General features: G+C 62.3%; 19 protein-coding genes. 9 read left to right on the top strand and 10 right to left on the bottom strand.

Annotated elements, in window-relative coordinates:
• Window positions 1–123 precede the first annotated feature (123 nt).
• The 3 genes from KHO23_RS33070 to KHO23_RS33060 form a co-directional block, all read right to left on the bottom strand.
• Window positions 124–1077: an anti-sigma factor family protein gene (locus tag KHO23_RS33070; RefSeq protein ID WP_211617060.1), complete on the bottom strand. Its 954-nt coding sequence runs from the start codon at window positions 1075–1077 to the stop codon at window positions 124–126.
• Complete coding sequence (locus KHO23_RS33065; protein ID WP_211617058.1) at window positions 1067–1825, bottom strand: RNA polymerase sigma factor; 759 nt, start codon at window positions 1823–1825, stop codon at window positions 1067–1069. Before KHO23_RS33065 ends, KHO23_RS33070 begins: the two co-directional genes overlap by 11 nt.
• A 120-nt stretch (window positions 1826–1945) precedes the next feature.
• Entirely contained in the window at window positions 1946–2860 is a 915-nt protein-coding gene (locus KHO23_RS33060; RefSeq protein ID WP_211617056.1) for a LysR family transcriptional regulator, read from the bottom strand.
• Window positions 2861–3180: 320 nt separating this feature from the next.
• On the opposite strand from KHO23_RS33060, the gene gcl reads away from it, so the two are divergent.
• The 4 genes from gcl to KHO23_RS33040 all read left to right on the top strand — a co-directional run bounded on the left by gcl (window position 3181) and on the right by KHO23_RS33040 (window position 7826).
• A complete protein-coding gene (gene gcl, locus KHO23_RS33055) occupies window positions 3181–4956 on the top strand; it encodes a glyoxylate carboligase (protein WP_211617054.1) in 1776 nt (591 codons plus the stop codon).
• Between the two features lie 130 nt (window positions 4957–5086).
• Entirely contained in the window at window positions 5087–5896 is an 810-nt protein-coding gene (gene hyi / locus KHO23_RS33050) for a hydroxypyruvate isomerase (RefSeq protein ID WP_211617052.1), read from the top strand.
• A 69-nt stretch (window positions 5897–5965) separates the two neighbouring features.
• Window positions 5966–6874, top strand: a complete 909-nt coding sequence (locus KHO23_RS33045) for a 2-hydroxy-3-oxopropionate reductase (RefSeq protein ID WP_211617050.1) — start codon at window positions 5966–5968, stop codon at window positions 6872–6874.
• Window positions 6875–7424: 550 nt separating this feature from the next.
• Window positions 7425–7826, top strand: a complete 402-nt coding sequence (locus KHO23_RS33040) for a DUF3597 domain-containing protein (protein ID WP_201076176.1) — start codon at window positions 7425–7427, stop codon at window positions 7824–7826.
• Between the two features lie 159 nt (window positions 7827–7985).
• Here KHO23_RS33040 and KHO23_RS33035 read toward each other — a convergent pair whose 3' ends face one another.
• From KHO23_RS33035 to KHO23_RS33010, 6 genes are all read right to left on the bottom strand, one after another.
• Complete coding sequence (locus tag KHO23_RS33035) at window positions 7986–9029, bottom strand: asparaginase (RefSeq protein ID WP_211617048.1); 1044 nt, start codon at window positions 9027–9029, stop codon at window positions 7986–7988.
• Between the two features lie 82 nt (window positions 9030–9111).
• Window positions 9112–10038 (bottom strand): CysB family HTH-type transcriptional regulator, encoded by a 927-nt coding sequence (locus KHO23_RS33030; protein ID WP_211617046.1) that lies wholly within the window; start codon window positions 10036–10038, stop codon window positions 9112–9114.
• Window positions 10039–10133: 95 nt separating this feature from the next.
• Window positions 10134–11192: a sulfate/molybdate ABC transporter ATP-binding protein gene (locus KHO23_RS33025; protein WP_211617044.1), complete on the bottom strand. Its 1059-nt coding sequence runs from the start codon at window positions 11190–11192 to the stop codon at window positions 10134–10136.
• Window positions 11192–12226: a sulfate ABC transporter permease subunit CysW gene (gene cysW / locus KHO23_RS33020; RefSeq protein WP_211617042.1), complete on the bottom strand. Its 1035-nt coding sequence runs from the start codon at window positions 12224–12226 to the stop codon at window positions 11192–11194. The genes KHO23_RS33025 and cysW overlap by 1 nt, the downstream gene beginning before the upstream one ends.
• Entirely contained in the window at window positions 12223–13125 is a 903-nt protein-coding gene (cysT, locus tag KHO23_RS33015) for a sulfate ABC transporter permease subunit CysT (protein WP_211617040.1), read from the bottom strand. Before cysT ends, cysW begins: the two co-directional genes overlap by 4 nt.
• A 165-nt stretch (window positions 13126–13290) precedes the next feature.
• Window positions 13291–14340, bottom strand: coding sequence for a sulfate ABC transporter substrate-binding protein (locus KHO23_RS33010; RefSeq protein ID WP_211617038.1), 1050 nt, complete (start codon window positions 14338–14340; stop codon window positions 13291–13293).
• A 315-nt stretch (window positions 14341–14655) separates the two neighbouring features.
• Here KHO23_RS33010 and lexA point away from each other — a divergent pair, with 315 nt between their 5' ends.
• The 3 genes from lexA to KHO23_RS32995 all read left to right on the top strand — a co-directional run bounded on the left by lexA (window position 14656) and on the right by KHO23_RS32995 (window position 16530).
• Window positions 14656–15306 carry a transcriptional repressor LexA gene (gene lexA / locus KHO23_RS33005; RefSeq protein WP_201085698.1) on the top strand — a complete coding sequence of 217 codons (651 nt, stop codon included), beginning with the start codon at window positions 14656–14658 and terminating at the stop codon, window positions 15304–15306.
• A gap of 57 nt (window positions 15307–15363) precedes the next feature.
• A complete protein-coding gene (locus KHO23_RS33000) occupies window positions 15364–15708 on the top strand; it encodes a hypothetical protein (RefSeq protein WP_211617036.1) in 345 nt (114 codons plus the stop codon).
• Between the two features lie 153 nt (window positions 15709–15861).
• Window positions 15862–16530, top strand: a complete 669-nt coding sequence (locus tag KHO23_RS32995; protein WP_211617034.1) for a DUF2939 domain-containing protein — start codon at window positions 15862–15864, stop codon at window positions 16528–16530.
• Window positions 16531–16538: 8 nt separating this feature from the next.
• Here KHO23_RS32995 and KHO23_RS32990 read toward each other — a convergent pair whose 3' ends face one another.
• Window positions 16539–17006, bottom strand: a complete 468-nt coding sequence (locus tag KHO23_RS32990; RefSeq protein WP_211617032.1) for a universal stress protein — start codon at window positions 17004–17006, stop codon at window positions 16539–16541.
• A 263-nt stretch (window positions 17007–17269) separates the two neighbouring features.
• Here KHO23_RS32990 and nodI point away from each other — a divergent pair, with 263 nt between their 5' ends.
• Window positions 17270–18184 (top strand): nodulation factor ABC transporter ATP-binding protein NodI, encoded by a 915-nt coding sequence (gene nodI, locus KHO23_RS32985; protein ID WP_211617030.1) that lies wholly within the window; start codon window positions 17270–17272, stop codon window positions 18182–18184.
• A gap of 65 nt (window positions 18185–18249) precedes the next feature.
• Window positions 18250–19077: an ABC transporter permease gene (locus KHO23_RS32980; RefSeq protein ID WP_211617028.1), complete on the top strand. Its 828-nt coding sequence runs from the start codon at window positions 18250–18252 to the stop codon at window positions 19075–19077.
• Window positions 19078–19206 lie beyond the last annotated feature (129 nt).

Below are 19206 nucleotides of genomic sequence, written 5' to 3'. Positions count from 1 at the left end.
TTCAGGCCACGATAACCAGAAAGGCGACCGGGGCCGGCGGGCAAATCCGCGAACGCGCCGAAGGCCGCCGCGCCCTCCTTTTCCGCGCGGTCTTGCGAATAAAACCGCTGATCACAGCTGCTCCTAGCCGCCTTCGGTGCGCCCGCTGCCGCCTTGCAGGCGAGCTTTCAGCGCCGTTTCCATCCCGCTCAACGCATCGGGCGCCGCGTCCGTGATCGCCCACCAGGTCATGCCTTCTGCATTCCAGTGCGAGATCGAATAGCCTTCGCGGGCGAGTGTCGCAGGAGCCGCGCCTTCCGTGGCGCGCCCGGTTCCGCCGGAGCCAGCCTCCGGAAACACATACACGTCGATCACATGCTTGCGGTAGCGGTACACCAGCACGGCCACTCGCTGATGCGCGAGGTAATCCAGCCGCCCGCCCTCCAGCGCGAAGCCGCTCGCCGCCAGATCTTCGACCGGCGGCGAATAATCGAGCCGGCCGTTGAACCACGGCTTGACCGTATGCTTGTCCGTCGAAATCACGTCGATATCGCGCCCCGACACTTGTGCTCGCACATGGCTCTCAACCAGTTCGTCGGCGAACGGCCCGAACTCCGCCGGGCGCCGCAGATTCAGCGTCACGCCCGCGGTCACGGCGCACAGCGCAACAACCAGCGCGGCCAGCCCGCCTTGCACCATCAGCCTGTTCGAGCCGACGGCGCCGCCCGGACCGCCAAAACCGCCCTGCTGACCACGCCAACCGTTCAACCAGTTATTAAAGCCATCGATCCACGCGAACCAGCGCCGCCGATGCGGCGGCGGCTGAACAGCCGCACCGGCCGCGCTGGCCGGAGCCTGCGCCGTGGCGACGGCATCGTCCGTACCAGGCAGTCCCGCAACAATACGGGCCTGCAGCGACGCCGGCGCGCGGTGATAGGGCGCGGCGCGCAGCGACTCGCTCAACGCATGCAGGTTTTCGCTTTCGCGCCGGCAGGCGTCGCAGCTCTCGATGTGCTGCTGAACGCGCTGAGCGTCCGGCGCGGGCAATTCGTGGTCGGCGTTCGCATCGAGGAGCGGCCGCGCTTCGTTACAGTCCATCTGGCGTCTCCTGAGCTAAGCCGGCGCCGCTTGCGCCGGGGTTGTTGGATGGACGGCCGTTGGAGGCCGCCCGCAGTGGCGTGACGGACGCCGTGGGTGTCGTGCATGCGCCGGGCGTCGCGGCGCGCGGCGGACCACTCCCTCCCGGAAGCCCGGACGCCGGTAGGCCGGCCCCCTGCTTCGCCGTCAGCAGCGCGGCCAGCTTGCGCCGGCCCCGCGCGAGCCGCGACATCACCGTGCCGATCGGCACATCGGCCACCATCGCGATCTCGCGATAACCCATTTCTTCAAGCTCCCGCAGGATCAGCACCTCGCGGTACTCGACCGGCAACTGCGCGAGCGCGTCGTGCACGAGCTTCGTATCCTCGTTGCGGATCAGGAGCGTCTGCGGATCCGTGCCACCCGTGCTCCAGCCGTCGAAAGTCGCGTCGTCCATGGTGTCGTCGAACTCGACCACCTCGTGCGACGACGCGCGCCGCCGCCACTCCGTGTACCAGGTGCGGCGCACGATCGCGAGCAGCCACGGGCGCGCCGAATCGCCACGAAAGGTATCGAAGAAACGGAACGCGCGCATGAACGCTTCCTGCACGACGTCGTCGGCATCGTTGGCGTTGCCGCACAACCAGCGCGCAAGGTTGTACGCGGCGTCGAGGTGCGGCAGCGCCATCTGCTGAAAACGGCGGCTCCTCGCTGCATCGGCATCGGCGTCGACGTGCGCGCGGGCGGCGTCTGAATCGGTCTGGACCACCTGGGCCCTCCAGGGCATTGCGGCTAGGCTGGGTAACGCGTTGTCACTCGCTCATCAGGCATAACCGCTCACCTGTCGAGTTTATTCCCGCCTCCAGCCGGAATCCGACTATTTAACCCGCTAATAAGTCGGGCGATTCCAGTAATCCGCGCTGGCGTACACCTCTTTCAGATAATCGATGAAGTAGCGCACCTTGGCCGGCACATAACGCTGCTGCGGATAGACCGCCAGAATGTCGTAATCGGGCAGCGCGAATTCATCCAGCACGGTTTCCAGCTCGCCGCGTGCCAGTTGCTGCTGGATTTCCCACGTGGATCGCCAGCCGAGCCCAAGCCCTTCGGATACCCAGCGATGCAGCAGCTCGCCGTCGTTGCAGTCGAGCGTGCCGCCTACCCGCACCGTCGCCAGCTTGCCATTACGGCGGAAGTACCAGCCGCGGTTCTGGCCGCCTTGCAGGTTGAACGCAAGGCAATTGTGCTGCGGCAGATCTTCGAGCGTTTTCGGCTTGCCGTATTTGCGGAAATAGTCCGGCGTGCCGCAGACCACGCGCCGGTTCGACGCCAGCTTCACCGCGACGAAATTCGGATCGACCGCGCCGCCGATCCGGATCGACAGGTCATAGCCCTCGCGCACCAGATCCACCACCCGGTCGGTCAGGTTGAACGACACCTGCAATTCGGGCTTGTCGGCTAGAAAGGCCGGCGCGAGCGGCGCGACGTGCTTGCGCCCGAACGCGGCCGGCGCCGACACGATCAGATGGCCGTTCACCGCGCGCCGTCCGGCGCTCAGTTCGTTTTCCGCCTGGTCCCACTCGGTCAGCAGGCCGCGGCAGCGCTCGAGAAACGCCGCGCCGTCTTCGCTGACCACGAGACGCCGCGTCGAGCGGTACATCAGCTTCACGCCGAGGCGCTTTTCCAGCGCGTCGATGCGGCGCCCGAGAATCACCGGCGACACGCCCTCTTCCAGCGCCGCCGCCGCGAGGCTGCCCGCGTCAGCCACGCGCACGAAAGTTTCGATTTGTTTGAAGCGGTCCATGTCTGTCTCCGGTCCCATGCAAAGCAGTCGACCATGCAAGATCGTTGCTACCCGTCTCGCGCTTTAAGGCTAAGGGCTCAGGGTTCATAGCTGGCGGCTTCCGGATCTCCCTTTGCCCGCCGCACCCCCGGCGCCGCGCTGCGCGCCCGCCCACCCACGCGTCATTCCATACTTTTTGTTTCGAAATAAGCGACCTGGACTGATCTTATCAAACCTTTAGGTGAGGCCTACAGTTCGATCAACACCTTTTGGTTTGCACATTCGTTAGCGAATTCGTCACCCCCACTTATTCGCCCACCCCAGACATTCAGGAGACATTCATGGCCAAAATGAGAGCCGTCGACGCAGCCGTGCTGGTGCTCGAAAAAGAAGGCATCAACACCGCATTCGGCGTTCCGGGCGCAGCAATCAACCCGTTCTACTCGGCCATGCGCAAGGCAGGCAGCATCAGCCACGTGCTGGCGCGTCACGTTGAAGGCGCGTCGCACATGGCCGAAGGCTATACGCGCGCCCAGCCGGGCAACATCGGCGTGTGTATCGGCACCTCGGGCCCTGCCGGCACCGACATGATCACCGGTTTGTACTCCGCTCAGGCCGACTCGATTCCTATTCTCGCTATCACGGGCCAGGCTCCGCGCGCGCGTCTGTACAAGGAAGACTTCCAGGCTGTCGATATCGAATCGATCGCCAAGCCGGTCACCAAGTGGGCCGTCACCGTGCGTGAGCCGGCGCTGGTGCCGCGCGTGTTCCAGCAGGCATTTCACCTGATGCGCTCGGGCCGTCCGGGTCCGGTGCTGGTCGACCTGCCGATCGACGTGCAGCTCGCCGAAATCGAATTCGACATCGACACGTACGAACCGCTGCCGGTCTACAAGCCGAAAGCGACACGCAAGCAGATCGAAGCTGCGTTGAAGATGCTCAACGACGCTGAAAAGCCGTTGATCGTTTCGGGTGGCGGCGTGCTGAACGCAGCCGCTGAAGACCTGCTCGTGACGTTCGCCGAAACCGTCGGCGTGCCGGTGGTCCCGACGCTGATGTCGTGGGGCGCGATTCCCGACGATCATCCGCTGATGGTCGGCATGGTCGGCCTGCAAACGTCGCACCGCTACGGCAACGCGACGATGCTCGCCTCCGACTTCGTGCTCGGAATCGGCAACCGCTGGGCGAACCGTCACACGGGTAGCGTCGAGGTTTACACCAAGGGCCGTAAGTTCGTGCATGTGGACATCGAGCCGACGCAGATCGGCCGCGTGTTCGGACCGGACCTTGGCATCGTGTCGGACGCGAAAGCCGCGCTCGAACTGTTCGTCGAAGTGGCGAAGGAATGGAAGGCCGCCGGCAAGCTGAAGGACCGCAGCGCATGGGTCGCCGATTGCCAGGAACGCAAGAAGACGATGCTGCGCAAGACGCACTTCGACAATGTGCCGATGAAGCCGCAGCGCGTGTACGAAGAGATGAACCAGGTGTTCGGCCGCGACACGTGCTACGTGAGCACGATCGGTTTGTCGCAGATCGCCGGCGCGCAATTCCTGCACGTCTACAAGGCGCGTAACTGGATCAACTGCGGCCAGGCAGGCCCGCTCGGCTGGACGATTCCGGCAGCGCTCGGTGTGCGTGCAGCAGACCCGCAACGTCCGATCGTCGCACTTTCGGGCGACTACGACTTCCAGTTCATGATCGAAGAACTGGCAGCCGGCGCGCAATTCAAGCTGCCGTACATTCACGTGGTGGTGAACAACTCGTACCTCGGTTTGATCCGTCAGGCACAGCGCGCGTTCGATATGGACTTCTGCGTGCAGCTCGGCTTCGAGAACATCAACGCACCGGAAATGAATGGCTACGGCGTGGACCACATCGCAGTTGCTGAAGGCCTGGGTTGCAAGGCGATCCGCGTGTTCAAGCCGGAAGAACTCAAGCCGGCTCTGCAGAAAGCGCAATCGATGCTCTCCGAGTTCAACGTGCCGGTGATCGTCGAAGTGATTCTCGAACGTGTGACCAACATTTCGATGGGCACCGAGATCGACGCGATCAACGAGTTCGAAGACCTGGCCGAGAAGCGCGAAGACGCGCCGACGGCAATCAGCATGCTCGACTGAGCGTCCTGACGCTTTGACCCGCGCATTCACCCGCGCGGCGACCCGATGAGCATCACATGAGCGCGACTCGGCATCACTGAGCCGCGCTCATGAAGTTATTCCACTGACCGACCAGCGAGACACCAGCACCATGCCGAAATTTGCAGCGAATCTCACCATGCTGTTCAACGAAGTCCCGTTCCTCGACCGCTTTGCGGCAGCAGCGGATGCGGGCTTCAACGCCGTCGAATTCCTGTTCCCGTATCCGTATCAGATCGCTGAATTGAGCGAGCGTCTGCAGCAGAACCGTTTGAAGCTCGTGTTGCACAACCTGCCCGCAGGCAACTGGGAAGCGGGTGAGCGCGGCATCGCGTGCCTGCCGGATCGCGTGGGCGAGTTTCAGGAAGGTGTCAGCCGCGCGATCGAATACGCGACGGCCCTGCAAGTGCCGCAATTGAACTGCCTCGTCGGCATTCCGACGGCGGGCGTCGATGCGGACAAAGCACGCTCGACGATCGTCGACAACCTGCGCTTCGCCGCGGGCGAACTGAAGAAAGCCGGCATCAAGCTGCTGGTCGAGCCGTGCAATTCGTACGACATCCCCGGCTTCGCGCTGAACCGTTCGGGCGAAGGCCTCGACGTGATTCGCGCGGTGGGCTCGGACAATCTGTTCCTGCAATACGACATCTATCACATGCAACGAATGGAAGGCGAACTCGCGGCGACGATCAAAAAGAATCTTCCCCAGATCGCGCACATCCAGCTCGCCGACAACCCGGGCCGCAACGAACCGGGCACCGGCGAAATCAACTACCCGTTCCTGTTCGACCTGCTCGATTCGCTCGGCTACGAAGGCTACGTCGGTTGCGAATACAAGCCGCGCACGACCACCGCCGCCGGCCTCGGCTGGGTGCAGAGCGTGGCCGGGCAATCGCGCGGCGCAGCCCACGCCGCTGCCTGATCGAGTCATTGATCGACTCATTGATCGGCTTAGGCATATCACCCCAAACAACACTGGAGATTTAGACACATGGCAAAGATCGGTTTCATCGGCCTCGGCATCATGGGCGCGCACATGGCGCGCAACCTCATCAAGGGCGGTCACACGCTGTTCGTGAATGGCGCGTACCCGGTGCCGGAAGATCTGAGCAAAACGACCACCGTTGTCGCCAATTCGACCGCTGTCGCACAAGCCGCCGACATCGTCATCATCATGGTGCCGGACACGCCTGACGTCGCCAACGTGCTGTTCGCCGACGACGGCGTCGCCGCCGGTCTCACGCAGGGCAAGCTCGTTATCGACATGAGCTCGATCTCGCCGCTCGACACGCAAGCCTTCGCGAAGAAGATCAACGCAGTCGGCGTCGACTACCTAGACGCGCCGGTGTCCGGCGGTGAAGTCGGCGCGCGTGAAGCGACGTTGACGATCATGGTCGGCGGCCCGGAAAAGGCCTTCGCATTGGCCAAGCCGCTGTTCGAACTGATGGGCAAGAACATCTCGCTGATCGGCGACAACGGCGCGGGTCAAACCTGCAAGGTCGCGAACCAGATCATCGTCGCGCTGAACATCGAAGCAGTAGCTGAAGCACTGCTGTTCGCTTCGCGCTCGGGTGCCGATCCGGAACGTGTGCGCAAGGCCTTGATGGGCGGCTTTGCTTCGTCGCGCATTCTCGAAGTGCACGGCGAGCGCATGACCAAGCGTACGTTCGATCCGGGCTTCCGCATCGAACTGCACCAGAAGGATCTGAACCTCGCACTGGACGGCGCACGCAAGCTCGGCATCGCCCTGCCGCATACGGCGAGCGCGCAACAACTGTTCAGCGTGTGCGCAGCCAACGGCGGCAAGGCATGGGATCACTCGGCAATGGTGCGCGCGCTGGAAATCATGGCGAACTACGAAGTCGCGCAAGCGCCGGGTAGCGCAGCCAAGGCGGCTTAAGCAACAACAAGGTTGCCGTGACGGTTGCGATTTCAACGTGATCGTCGTGGCAACCGCAGGTGGGGCGCCCGGTTCGTCGTGCGGCATGCATGGCGGATCGGGCAAATCGTGCCGCTCTGGGCTGAGAGCGGCAAGTGGGGTCCGCAGCGGCACCCGGCGGCGCCGGGGAAGCCTTGGTCGGTCAGACGTCGTCGTCGGGTGTCCGGCTGTCGGATTTCAAATTTATGCGTTTTCCGCCAATCTCTCGCAGCGGCTGCATCATGCACGCCGCCTGTCAGCACGTCTCTTTGCAGGTCTCCTCGCACGTGTGCTCGCAAGTCCGCTTGCATTTGCTTGCAACTCCGCTCTGGTAGCACGACCTTTTTTGACACATCCCTCCACGCTTTTCTCCTACACTCTTTGAGTCTGGTTGCGGGCGTATCGGCGATCACGTGCGGCTTGCCGTTCATCGCAGCACATGTGCTCTGTTTCATTCGCCCGATTCGCAACCAGAGTTCAACCCGTGAGCGGAATGTGCTTGCGCCTGTAACCCATCTGCAAAGGATTCAGAATGAGCATCTTTGGTGACATCGTAAACAAGCTCTTCGGCAAAGCGAAGCCCGACCAGCCTGCGCCTGCGGTTGAGCCGACCCCGGATCCGGCGGCGGCGCAAGCTGCCGCACCGGACGCTGCACCGGCGCCCGCGCCGCTGGCCGACGTCGACGTCGCTGCCGTCATGGACCAGTTCGTGAGTGAGAGCGGGCAAACGTTGAACTGGCGCACGTCGATCGTCGACACGCTGAAAGCGCTCGGCGTCGACAGCAGCCTCGAGCATCGCAAGCAACTCGCACAGGAATTGAAGTACAGCGGCGACACGAACGATTCGGCGAGCATGAACATCTGGCTGCACAAGCAGGTGATGCAAGCGCTGGCGGCAAACGGCGGGAAGCTGCCTGCGGATCTGGCGGGCTAACTGCTTGCCGGCATCGCCCGTTTCCGGCGATCGCGATAAACCTTAAGCTGAAACGACAACGCGGCGCTCGGGTCGATGACCTGGGCGCCGCGTTGTCATTCAAGCTTCATGTGCGGGACACGATTCTGACTTTGAACCGGGCCACCCGCGCTAAATCAATCAGTACGTATCGAAAGTCTTCTGCAACGCAACCGGCCCCGTGCCGCCCGCCGCCAGTGCCAGCATCAGCAGAACGCGCGCCTTGTACGGATTCAGCGAACCCGCGCTGATGAAACCGAGCGCATCGTCCGCGGCTGCGCCGTTGCGCATGACGTGGCCAGAACCCACGCGCGACGAACGCACCACCGCCACGCCTTGCGAGGCCGCATCGGCCAAAGCCTGTTGCATGGAAGCGTGAATCGAGCCATTGCCCGTGCCTGCCACCACGATGCCGCGCACGCCGGCTGCCACCAGTGCATCCACGGCGATCCGCGAGACGTCTGCGTAGCTCACGACAACCTCCACATGCGGCCATTTCGCGCCGATCACGAATTCGGTCGCGAGCGTATGCGGGCGCACCACGTTACGCTGAAATTCGACACGTCCGTCCTGCACCCAGCCTAGCGCACCGATCTCAGGAGACTGGAAAGCATCGACCGCATACGTGCTCGTCTTGACCACGTCGCGTGCGCTGTGAATCCGGTTGTTGAAGGCCACCAGCACGCCCTGCCCTCGCGAGCCCGCGTTCGCCGCAACCGTCACGGCATTCAGCAGATTCAACGGACCATCGGCGGACAGCGCCGACGCCGGGCGCATGGCCGCGGTCAGCACAACCGGCTTATCGGACTTGATCGTCAGATGCAGCAGGTAGGCGGTTTCTTCGAGCGTATCGGTGCCATGCGTGACCACCACGCCGTCGACGTCATCGCCGGCGAGCAGCGTATTGATGCGTTGCGCGAGCGTGGTCCAGAGCGGCATCGCCATGTCTTTACTGTCGACGCTGGCAATCTGTTCAGGTGCGATCCGCGCGACCGTGGACAAGGCCGGCACGACGGCCAGCAATTGATCGACACCGACCACACCCGCCTGGTAGCCTGACGTGTTGGTGGCGTCCGCGGCCGCCCCGGCAATCGTGCCGCCGGTTGCCAGCACGGCGATGCGCGGCAGTTGGGGCGTTGCGCCTTCGCTGGAAGGCGTCGCGGAAGAGGAAGTCAGAGTATTCATGGCGGCGATTGTAAGCGATGTGCCGCGCGCCGCCATGCGTGAAAAAACGGATGTCCGTTCGTTTTGGTTTCGGGCCCTCGCCTCAAACCGCCTCACGCAATTGCGCGGCGATTTCCGCCTCAGTCAACTGCGGTGCGAACATTTCGATCAGCCGGTACGCATACGCGCGCAGGAACGCGCCCTTGCGCAAACCGACCCGCGTCGTGCTCGCTTCGAACAGATGCTGCGTATCCAGCGCGACCAGTTCCGTGTCGCGCTTCGGATCGTAGGCCATGGCCGCGACCACGCCAATGCCCATGCCGAGTTCGACGTAAGTCTTGATCACGTCGGCATCGATTGCGGTCAACACGACGTCGGGCAACGCGCCCGCTTTCGCGAATGCCTGGTCGATGTGCGAGCGGCCCGTGAAGTCCTGGTCGTAGGTGACGATCGGGAATTCGGCGATCTCGTCGAGCGTCAGATTCTCGCGGCCTACCAACGGATGGCCCTTCGGCACCACCACGATGTGATGCCACGAATAGCACGGGAACGTGACGATATCCGGAAAGCGGTCGAGCGCCTCGGTCGAAATGCCGATGTCCGCTTCGCCGTTGATGATCATCTGCGCGATCTGTTGCGGGCTGCCCTGGCGCAAGGCCAGATGCACCTTCGGGAACACCTCGGTGAATTGACGAATCACCTTCGGCAGCGCATAGCGCGCCTGCGTGTGCGTCGTCGCCACGACGAGGTGGCCGCTGTCCTGATCCGCGTACTGGCGCGCGACGCGGCGCAGATTCTCCGCGTCGAGCAACATCCGCTCGATCAGCTGATGCACCGCCTTGCCCGGCTCGGTGAGGCCCGTGAGACGCTTGCCGCGTCGAATGAAAATATCGACACCGAGTTCATCTTCCAGATCCTTGATCTGTTTCGATACACCCGACTGCGACGTGTACAACACGTTCGCCACCTCAGTCAGATTCATGTTCTGACGCACGGCTTCGCGCACAAAGCGCAATTGCTGGAAGTTCATCTGTATGTCTCCGGTTGAGCCAGAGTTGAGTTATTAGAGTTTGATTGAAACGCCGAGTGGTGTTGCGTTGCTTGCGCTGTCGCTGTTTACGCCACCTAGTGCGCCGGAAATACGCGCAACGCGCGCGGCACGGCCGTCACGCCATCGCCGATCGCCAGTTGCAGATCGCGCCACGATTCGCGGTCGAGTTCCGCTTCGAGCACATTGCCTTCACGGCCCGCCAGTTCCACACGCACCGAACCGCCGAGCGTCACCACGCGCCGCACGTCGACCACAATGCCTTCGCGGTGGCCGGATGCTTGTGGATACAACTGCAGATCGTGCGGCCGCACATAGGCGAACGCCGGCCCGCTGAAATCGGCCTTGATCGCGACCGGCAACGCCGCGCCGTCGACCACAAAACCGCTCGCATTCACGTTGCCATGCAGACGGTTCGCCGCGCCGAGAAACTCGTAGACAAACGAAGTTTGCGGATGGTCGTACACGTCCTGCGGACTGCCCACCTGCTCCACGTGCCCGCGATTCAACACGACGATCCGGTCGGCCACCTCAAGCGCTTCTTCCTGATCGTGTGTAACAAAAATCGTCGAGATATGCAGATCGTCATGCAATCGGCGCAGCCAGCTGCGCAATTCCTTGCGCACCTTTGCGTCCAGCGCGCCGAACGGCTCGTCGAGCAGCAGGACCTTGGGTTCGACAGCCAGGGCGCGCGCCAACGCAATCCGCTGGCGCTGACCGCCCGACAATTCCGACGGATAGCGTTGCGCGAGCCAGTCGAGTTGCACCAGCTTCAGCAGTTCATGCACCTTCTCGCGAATCACCGCCTCCGAAGGCCGCTCCTTACGGGGCTTCACGCGCAAGCCGAACGCGACGTTCTCGAACACCGTCATATGCCGGAACAGTGCGTAATGCTGGAATACGAAACCGACTTCGCGCTCACGCGCGCCGACTGTCGCGACGTCCTGGCCTTGCAGCACGACCTGGCCGCCGTCCGCGTATTCGAGACCAGCGATCACACGAAGCAAGGTGGTCTTGCCACAACCCGACGGCCCAAGCAGCGCAACCAGTTCGCCCGGGGGAAAGTCGAGCGAAACGTTATCGAGCGCGACGAAATCGCCGAAGCGCTTTTGCAGGTTACGAACGGTGATACCCATTACAGCTCTCCTTGCTTGAGCGGAAGCGTGACTGCATGCTTCGACAGATGCGTTGCATTGACAGACTGCGAAGCGAACAACGAAGCGGACGTCGACGTCGCAGGCCCTGCATACGCCGGAACATCGCGTGCGGCAGACAGTTCCGCCGACATATGGCGCTCGGCGAGCAACTTAAGACCGAGTGTCACGAGCGCCAATAAGGCCAGCACCGACGCCACCGCGAACGCTGCCGAGAAGTTGTATTCGTTATAGAGAATTTCGACGTGCAGCGGCATCGTGTCGGTTTGGCCGCGAATATGACCGGACACCACCGACACCGCACCGAACTCGCCCATCGCCCGCGCATTACACAGAATCACGCCGTACAGCAGACCCCATTTGACGTTCGGCAGTGTGACGCGCCGAAAGATCTGCCAGCCCGAAGCGCCGAGCACGTGCGCGGCTTCTTCTTCGTCGTTGCCTTGCGCCTGCATCAGCGGAATCAGTTCACGCGCGACGAACGGGAACGTGACGAAGATCGTCGCCAGCACGATGCCCGGCACGGCGAAGATGATCTGCACGTCGTGGTCCTGCAGCCACGGCCCGAACCAACCCTGCGCACCGAACATCAGCACGTAGATCAAACCGGAAATCACCGGCGAGACCGAGAACGGCAGATCGATCAACGTGGTCAGCAGCGCCTTGCCGCGGAAGTCAAACTTGGCGATACACCATGACGCAGCGAGGCCGAACACGAGATTCAGCGGCACCGCGATCGCGGCGGTAATCACGGTGAGCTTGATTGCCGACAATGCATCCGGATCGGCAAGCGATTCCAGATAGAAACCGAAACCCTTGTTCAGAGCCTGATAGAACACAGCGACGAGCGGCACGACCAGGAACAGCGCGAGAAACAGCAACGCGACGCCGGTCAGGACCCAGCGCACGACGGGCGGCTCGGTAACCGGATCGGGCCGGCGCGCGACATTGAGCGGTGCACGCGGGGCCACGGCAACCGCAGCAGTACCGGCACGCTTCACGGAATCTCGACTCATTGCGCACCTCCGCCGACACCGATCGCCGCGACGCTCGCGGCAGCAGGCGCAGGACCCGCGCCGCCACGGCTAGTGCGACGCTGCAGATACCACTGCAGCGTATTGATCAACAACAGCATCAGGAACGACACCACCAGCATCACGACCGCGATGGCGGTCGCGCCGGCGTAGTCGTACTGTTCGAGCTTGGTAATAATCAGCAGCGATGTGATTTCCGATTTCATCGGCACGTTACCGGCGATAAAGATCACCGAACCGTACTCGCCGAGCGCCCGCGCGAACGCCAGCGCGAAACCGGTCAACAAGGCGGGGAACACTGCCGGCAGCACCACACGGCGAAACGTCAGCCAGCGCGAGGCGCCGAGGCACGCAGCGGCCTCTTCCTGCTCGCGCTCGAACTCTTCGAGCACCGGCTGAACGGTCCGCACGACAAACGGCAATCCGATAAAGGTCAGCGCGATCAGCACACCGGCCGGCGTGAATGCGATCTTGAGGCCGAGCGGTTCGAGGAATTGTCCGATCCAACCATTGCCCGCATACACCGCCGCGAGCGAAATACCGGCCACGGAGGTCGGCAAAGCAAACGGCAGATCGACCACCGCATCGACGATGCGCTTGAACGGGAATGTATAGCGCACCAGCACCCACGCGACCAGAAAGCCGAACACCGCGTTGATCAGCGCGCCGCCGAGGGCCGAGAAAAACGTCAGGCGATACGACGCGAGCACGCGCGGCGAGCTCACCGCGTGCACAAACTGACTCCAGTCGAGCGTCGCGGTCTTGAGAAAGGTTGCTGCAAGCGGAATCAGCACCACGAGGCTCAGATAAGCCACTGTGATGCCGAGTGTCAGGCCAAAACCGGGCAACGCACTCGGTTTTCGGAAGGTCAACGTCGTCATGCTGGGTACTCTTCAGGGTTGAGGCCGGCGGCTCTTTGTCCGGCCGCCTGGCTGGCCAAAAAGCGCGCCTTGGAGGCGCGCTTCGTGGCTGGGTGTGACTAACGCCTCCGACAGCGGCATCTAACTGCGGCGTCTAACCGTGCATCTCGTCCGACTGAATGCCCGTTACTGCGGCGAATAAATCGAATCGAACACGCCGCCGTCGGCAAAGTGCGTCTTCTGCGCGTTCGCCCAGCCGCCGAACGAATCGTCCACCGTGTACAGCTTCAGCTTCGGAAACTTCGAGGTCAGCTCGGCCGGCACCTTGCTCGAACGCGGACGGTAGAAGTTTTTCGCCGCGATTTCCTGACCCTGCTCGCTATAGAGGAAGTTCAGATACGCCTCGGCCAGTTTGCGCGTGCCGTGCTTGTCGACCACTTTGTCCACCACCGCAACCGGCGGCTCGGCCAGAATGCTCACCGACGGCACGACGATTTCAAACTTGTCCGGACCGAATTCCTTCAGCGAAAGAAATGCTTCGTTCTCCCACGCGATCAGCACGTCGCCGATCCCGCGTTGCACGAAGCTGGTGGTTGCACCTCGCGCGCCCGAATCCAGCACGCCGGCATTCTTATAGAGCTTGCCGACGAATTCCTTCGCCTTCTGGTCGTTGCCGCCCGGCTGATGCTCGGCATAGGCCCATGCGGCCAGGTAGTTCCAGCGTGCGCCGCCCGAGGTCTTCGGATTCGGCGTGACGATCGACACACCCGGTTTGGCCAGATCGTCCCAATCCTTGATGTGCTTCGGGTTGCCCTTGCGCACGAGAAACACGATCGTCGACGTGTACGGCGAGGCATTGTCCGGCAAGCGCTTTTGCCAGCCCTTGTCGAGCAAACCCTTGTTGGCCAGCGCGTCGATGTCGTAGGCAAGCGCCAGCGTCACGACGTCCGCCTGCAAACCGTCCAGCACCGAACGCGCCTGCGCACCCGAGCCGCCGTGCGACTGTTTGAAGGTGATCGTCTCGCCCGTTTTCGCCTTCCATTCCTTGCCGAATGCCTGGTTCACGTCCTGGTACAGCTCGCGTGTCGGGTCGTACGACACGTTCAGCAGCGTCGCGTCGGCAGCATGCGCCTGCGTCGTGATGCCGGTCGCGGCGATCGTGCCGAGCGCGCCGAACGCGAGCGCCGCAATGAGTTTTCCGGTCCTGCCCGCCAGCCCCGTGACTTGATGGTTCATGCCAACTTTCTCCGCGTCGTAGTCCGCTGAAACAGCGTGTGGTGTTGTTTTGCGTCGCGGTCACGTGCACATGAGCGGCAACTCGAAGGGCAGTCTATCGAAGAGCTTTCATCATTAAAAATAATGTTTCTTCATTTTTTAATACGCAAAAGTGGTAATGGCGGCCGGATAAGGCGTTGCGACGTGAAAACAGGTGTTAAGGCGTCGGTTCGCGGCGCTGGAACGCCACCCCAGGGCACGAACTTAAAGTAAAGCTTGAATTGCGCGGAATACTGTATAAAAATACAGGCACCTGTTCATACATACAGTGGCGCCATGACCAAACTCACCGCACGACAGCAGCAGGTTTTCGATCTGATCCGCCGGGCCATCGAACGCACCGGCTTTCCGCCCACCCGCGCGGAGATCGCCGCCGAGCTGGGCTTCAGCTCGGCCAACTCGGCAGAAGAACATTTGCGGGCCCTGGCGCGCAAGGGCGTGATCGAACTCGCGGCCGGCGCATCGCGCGGCATTCGTCTGCTGGCGGGTCCGGAAGATTCGCCGTATCAGTTCACGCTGCCGCACGCCAGCATCATGCAGCTGTCGCTGCCGCTGATCGGCCGCGTTGCAGCGGGTAGCCCGATCCTCGCGCAGGAACATATCTCGCAGCACTACGCGTGCGACCCGGCGCTGTTTTCGAGTAAGCCCGACTACCTGCTGAAGGTGCGCGGGCTGTCCATGCGCGACGCGGGCATCTTCGACGGCGACCTGCTTGCGGTGCAGAAGAAAAGCGAGGCCAAAGACGGCCAGATCATCATTGCCCGCCTCGGCGACGACGTAACGGTCAAGCGCCTGAAGCGCCGGCCGAACGGGATCGAGTTGATCGCCGAGAACCCCGATTACGACAACATCTTCGTTGAAACCGGCAGTGCGGAGTTCGCGCTCGAGGGTATCGCCGTCGGGCTGATCCGCCCGGGCGAGTTTTAACCGCCGCTCGTCCGTCAACCCGAAGCTGCCCCAACGTTGAATCGCCTGGAGAGACTCATGGAACGCCTTGCCCGCATGCTGCCTTTTCGCCAGTTCGGTCGTTTGCGCCATCTGCGCAAGCTGGTGCCCTGCTCATTGATCGAGACGTCCTCGGCCAGTACTCCATCGTTGTTCGACGCGCCTACGGGCGTATCGGGTTTGCCGTCCTCGTTGCCGGCTTTTGCTCGCGTGTCGTTGAATTCCGGCCTGAATACCGCTGAACCTGCGCGTCGTGCGCCGGTGCGCGTCTATCACGGGCCGTCACGGCTGATCATGGTCGGCACTGTAGATGCCGTGTGCCGCATGATCGATCGTTGCATCGCCGACGAGGCCAACGTGCATGGGGCGGTGTTCGAGTCATAAGCTGCACTGCGGTCCGCTGCGGCTATGCGGCGTGCGACCACGGCGTAAAACCTTTCAGTCGCTCCTGCGCCTACTCGGATATCGCATCACCTGGGATCGTTTTCGCGTGGCAGCGGTCCACGTTAGATCACACCTTATGGAGAGTCCCATTCGATGGCAGTTTCAACTCGCACGAAGCGCAGCGCGATACGGCCGCTGATCATCAGTTTGATTTTGATCGCGGTGATTGCGGCTTTGGGGTTCGGTTACGCGTCGCCTTACATGGCATTGAATAACCTCAAGCGCGCGGCGGATGCGCGTGACACGCAAACCGTCAATGAATACGTCGACTTTCCCGCGTTGCGCGAGAGCCTGAAGCAGCAGGTCACCGGCTTGTTAACACGTCGGATCGACGCGCATGGCAACGGCAATCCGTTCGCGGCGATCGGCGCAATGATCGGCGTGGCCTTGATCGGTCCGCTAGTGGACGCTTATGCGACACCGGACGGCGTTGCGGCAATACTGAACGGCATGCCGCCGCGCGGCAACCCGGGCGAACGGCCGCCGGTTCCGCCCGCCGCAGGTTCGCCCGCACCGGAACAGGCACCCCCTGCTCCCGGCAACACGGCCAATGGCGCCACGAGCAACACAACTAGCAACACAACGAGCAACGAGAACAGCGCGACGCCACCGCAGCCGCCGCAAACGACAGCGGGCTATCGCGGCCTCAACGAGTTCGTCATCACTTATCAGCATGGTGCTGGCGACGCACGTTACTCGGCGATCCTGCGGCGCGAAGGTTTGTTCACATGGAAGCTGGCCGCGGTCAATCTGAACGAGTAATCGTCTCGTCAAGCCGCCGCGGCTTGCTGCTGCTCCTGCGCGGACGAGCACGCCACCAGAATGCTGCACGAGACCCGATCGAGCAGCGGCGTATTCCCCGCGCCCATCCACCATCGCGACAGCCCGGTGCGGCAACGGTGGCCGACCACCACGAGGTCGACATGCAATTCGTTGGCGAGGTTCGCGATCTCGTCGATCGGGTGGCCAAACGCAAAATGCCCTTGCGCGGACACGCCGCGTTCGGTGAGCCAGTCCACTCCTTCCTGCAGGATGTCGCGGGCCGTTTTTTCGAAGCTGCCACAGGCCACATCGGTCAGCAGGCCCGCGCTTTGCGCAATGCTCGAGCGCATGTCAACCACCGACAACAAATGCGTTTCCGCCTTCAGATCCAACGCCAGGTCGGCGCCGCAACGCAACGCTTTGCGGCCTTCGCGCGAGCCGTCGTAGCACAACAGGATTTTTTGGTAGCTCGCCATGATTTTTCTCCCATCCGCGAGGAACGCGGTCTGAATGAATCATGGTGCGCCGCAATTCAGGTTGCAAGGGATGGAAAACGCTAAGTGCGCCCTAAACAGGTGCGTGCTGGATTCGGGCCTGGTTCAGGTCGTCCGTGAACCATGCGGCAGCGCAAGAAACACCCTACGGCGCATCGGGCGGCGATCAACATATCTCTGGCGATACCATAGAATGAGCGGCCTTACCTGCCATTTGCGTCTTTTCCCGGAGCCTCGATCGACCCATGTCTGAAGCTGCCATTGAATTCCATCAGGTCAAGAAAAGCTACGGCGAAAAGACGGTCGTCGACGGACTGTCGTTTCATGTCAACGCCGGTGAATGTTTCGGCCTGCTCGGCCCAAACGGCGCCGGGAAAACCACCACGTTGCGCATGCTGCTCGGCATTGCCGCACCGGACGCCGGCGTGATCCGCCTCTGCGGCGAACCCATTCCCGGCCGCGCGCGCGTAGCGCGAGCGCGTGTTGGCGTTGTGCCGCAGTTCGACAATCTGGATCCCGATTTCACGGTCCGCGAGAACCTGCTGGTATTCGGCCGCTACTTCGGTCTGAGCGCCGCACAATGCCGTGCGATGGTGCCCTCGCTGCTCGATTTCGCGCGCCTCGAGAGCAAGGCTGATGCACGCGTGAGCGAACTGTCGGGCGGCATGAAGCGGCGCCTCACGCTGGCTCGCGCGCTCGTCAACGATCCCGACGTGCTGATCATGGATGAGCCGACTACCGGTCTCGACCCTCAGGCGCGCCATCTGATCTGGGAGCGGCTGCGCTCGCTGCTCGTACGCGGCAAGACCATTCTGCTGACCACGCACTTCATGGAAGAAGCCGAACGGCTGTGCCACCGCCTGTGCGTGATCGAGGAAGGACGCAAGATCGCCGAAGGCGCGCCGCGCGCGTTGATCGCGTCCGAGATCGGCTGCGATGTGATCGAAATCTTCGGACCCGATCCGGTTGCATTGCGTGATGAATTGGCGCCGTTTGTCGAGCGTACCGAGATCAGTGGCGAGACGCTCTTCTGCTATGTGAACGACGCCCAGCCGGTGCATGCCCGGCTCAAGCAACGCGCCGATCTGCGCTATCTGCATCGCCCGGCGAATCTGGAAGATGTGTTCCTGCGTCTAACCGGGCGCGAGATGCAGGATTGAGGCGAATCGGCACCGGCTCAGCTACCCACCCTCTAAAGCTATAACGACACGGCAAGAGACACGCAATGGACGCACGCACTTACGAACCCCACGGCGACACACCGCCGAAGCAGGAAATCTTCGCCGCTTTCCCCGCCAACGCCGTCAACTGGATTGCGGTGTGGCGCCGCAACTATCTTGTCTGGAAGAAGCTCGCGGTTGCCTCGATGTTCGGCAATCTTGCTGATCCGATGATCTATCTGTTCGGCCTGGGCTTCGGGCTTGGGTTGATGGTCGGGCATGTCGACGGCGTCTCGTATATCGCGTTTCTTGCTGCGGGCACAGTGGCATCGAGCGTGATGATGTCGGCCAGTTTCGAGTCGATGTATTCGGGGTTTTCGCGCATGCACGTACAGCGCACGTGGGAGGCGATCATGCATACGCCGCTGACGCTAGGCGACATCGTGCTCGGCGAAGTGATGTGGGCGGGCAGCAAGTCGATGCTTTCGGGCGCGGCGATCATGCTGGTCGCGGGAGCTCTCGGCTATGCGAGTTTTCCTTCGATGTTGCTGGCGTTGCCGGTGATCGTGCTGACGGGGCTCGCATTCGCGAGTATCGCGATGGTGGTGACAGCGCTCGCGCCGTCGTATGACTTCTTTATGTTTTACCAGACGTTGGTATTGACACCGATGCTGTTGCTGTCCGGCGTGTTCTTTCCTGTTTCACAGTTGCCTGCCGCGGCGCGGGCCGTGACTGAACTTTTGCCTCTGGCGCACGCTGTCGATCTGATTCGGCCGGCTATGCTTGGGCGGCCTGTCGAAGGTGCTGTTTTGCACGTTTCCGTGCTGGTCGTCTATGCGGTGGGCGGGTTTGTTGTTTCGGCGGTTTTGTTTCGGCGCAGGATGATGAAATAAGTGCGGGGGCCTGCCTTACGAGGGTGTCCCGAATTTTGTGTAAACGGGTTTGTGTTTAACCCGGCACGAGCCGTTCTTCGAACTGGATGGTGAAGCGGTTCAGGGCTGCTTTCCAGTCCCGGATCGGCA

Source organism: Paraburkholderia haematera, from assembly GCF_905220975.1.
Lineage (GTDB): Bacteria > Pseudomonadota > Gammaproteobacteria > Burkholderiales > Burkholderiaceae > Paraburkholderia > Paraburkholderia haematera.
Note: the sequence above shows the minus strand (reverse complement) of the source record. Positions and strands in the feature narration are given on the sequence as shown.

Excerpts from the sequence above, each read along its gene's own strand:
- cysT (WP_211617040.1), bottom strand. The coding sequence starts at position 13,125 with ATGACGACGTTGACCTTCCGAAAACCGAGTGCGTTGCCCGGTTTTGGC.
- KHO23_RS33025 (WP_211617044.1), bottom strand. The coding sequence starts at position 11,192 with ATGGGTATCACCGTTCGTAACCTGCAAAAGCGCTTCGGCGATTTCGTC.
- hyi (WP_211617052.1), top strand. The coding sequence starts at position 5,087 with ATGCCGAAATTTGCAGCGAATCTCACCATGCTGTTCAACGAAGTCCCG.
- KHO23_RS32980 (WP_211617028.1), top strand. The coding sequence starts at position 18,250 with ATGGACGCACGCACTTACGAACCCCACGGCGACACACCGCCGAAGCAG.
- KHO23_RS33040 (WP_201076176.1), top strand. The coding sequence starts at position 7,425 with ATGAGCATCTTTGGTGACATCGTAAACAAGCTCTTCGGCAAAGCGAAG.
- KHO23_RS32990 (WP_211617032.1), bottom strand. The coding sequence starts at position 17,006 with ATGGCGAGCTACCAAAAAATCCTGTTGTGCTACGACGGCTCGCGCGAA.
- KHO23_RS33010 (WP_211617038.1), bottom strand. The coding sequence starts at position 14,340 with ATGAACCATCAAGTCACGGGGCTGGCGGGCAGGACCGGAAAACTCATT.
- KHO23_RS33070 (WP_211617060.1), bottom strand. The coding sequence starts at position 1,077 with ATGGACTGTAACGAAGCGCGGCCGCTCCTCGATGCGAACGCCGACCAC.
- KHO23_RS33045 (WP_211617050.1), top strand. The coding sequence starts at position 5,966 with ATGGCAAAGATCGGTTTCATCGGCCTCGGCATCATGGGCGCGCACATG.
- KHO23_RS33035 (WP_211617048.1), bottom strand. The coding sequence starts at position 9,029 with ATGAATACTCTGACTTCCTCTTCCGCGACGCCTTCCAGCGAAGGCGCA.
- KHO23_RS32995 (WP_211617034.1), top strand. The coding sequence starts at position 15,862 with ATGGCAGTTTCAACTCGCACGAAGCGCAGCGCGATACGGCCGCTGATC.
- cysW (WP_211617042.1), bottom strand. The coding sequence starts at position 12,226 with ATGAGTCGAGATTCCGTGAAGCGTGCCGGTACTGCTGCGGTTGCCGTG.
- lexA (WP_201085698.1), top strand. The coding sequence starts at position 14,656 with ATGACCAAACTCACCGCACGACAGCAGCAGGTTTTCGATCTGATCCGC.
- gcl (WP_211617054.1), top strand. The coding sequence starts at position 3,181 with ATGGCCAAAATGAGAGCCGTCGACGCAGCCGTGCTGGTGCTCGAAAAA.
- nodI (WP_211617030.1), top strand. The coding sequence starts at position 17,270 with ATGTCTGAAGCTGCCATTGAATTCCATCAGGTCAAGAAAAGCTACGGC.
- KHO23_RS33030 (WP_211617046.1), bottom strand. The coding sequence starts at position 10,038 with ATGAACTTCCAGCAATTGCGCTTTGTGCGCGAAGCCGTGCGTCAGAAC.
- KHO23_RS33000 (WP_211617036.1), top strand. The coding sequence starts at position 15,364 with ATGGAACGCCTTGCCCGCATGCTGCCTTTTCGCCAGTTCGGTCGTTTG.
- KHO23_RS33060 (WP_211617056.1), bottom strand. The coding sequence starts at position 2,860 with ATGGACCGCTTCAAACAAATCGAAACTTTCGTGCGCGTGGCTGACGCG.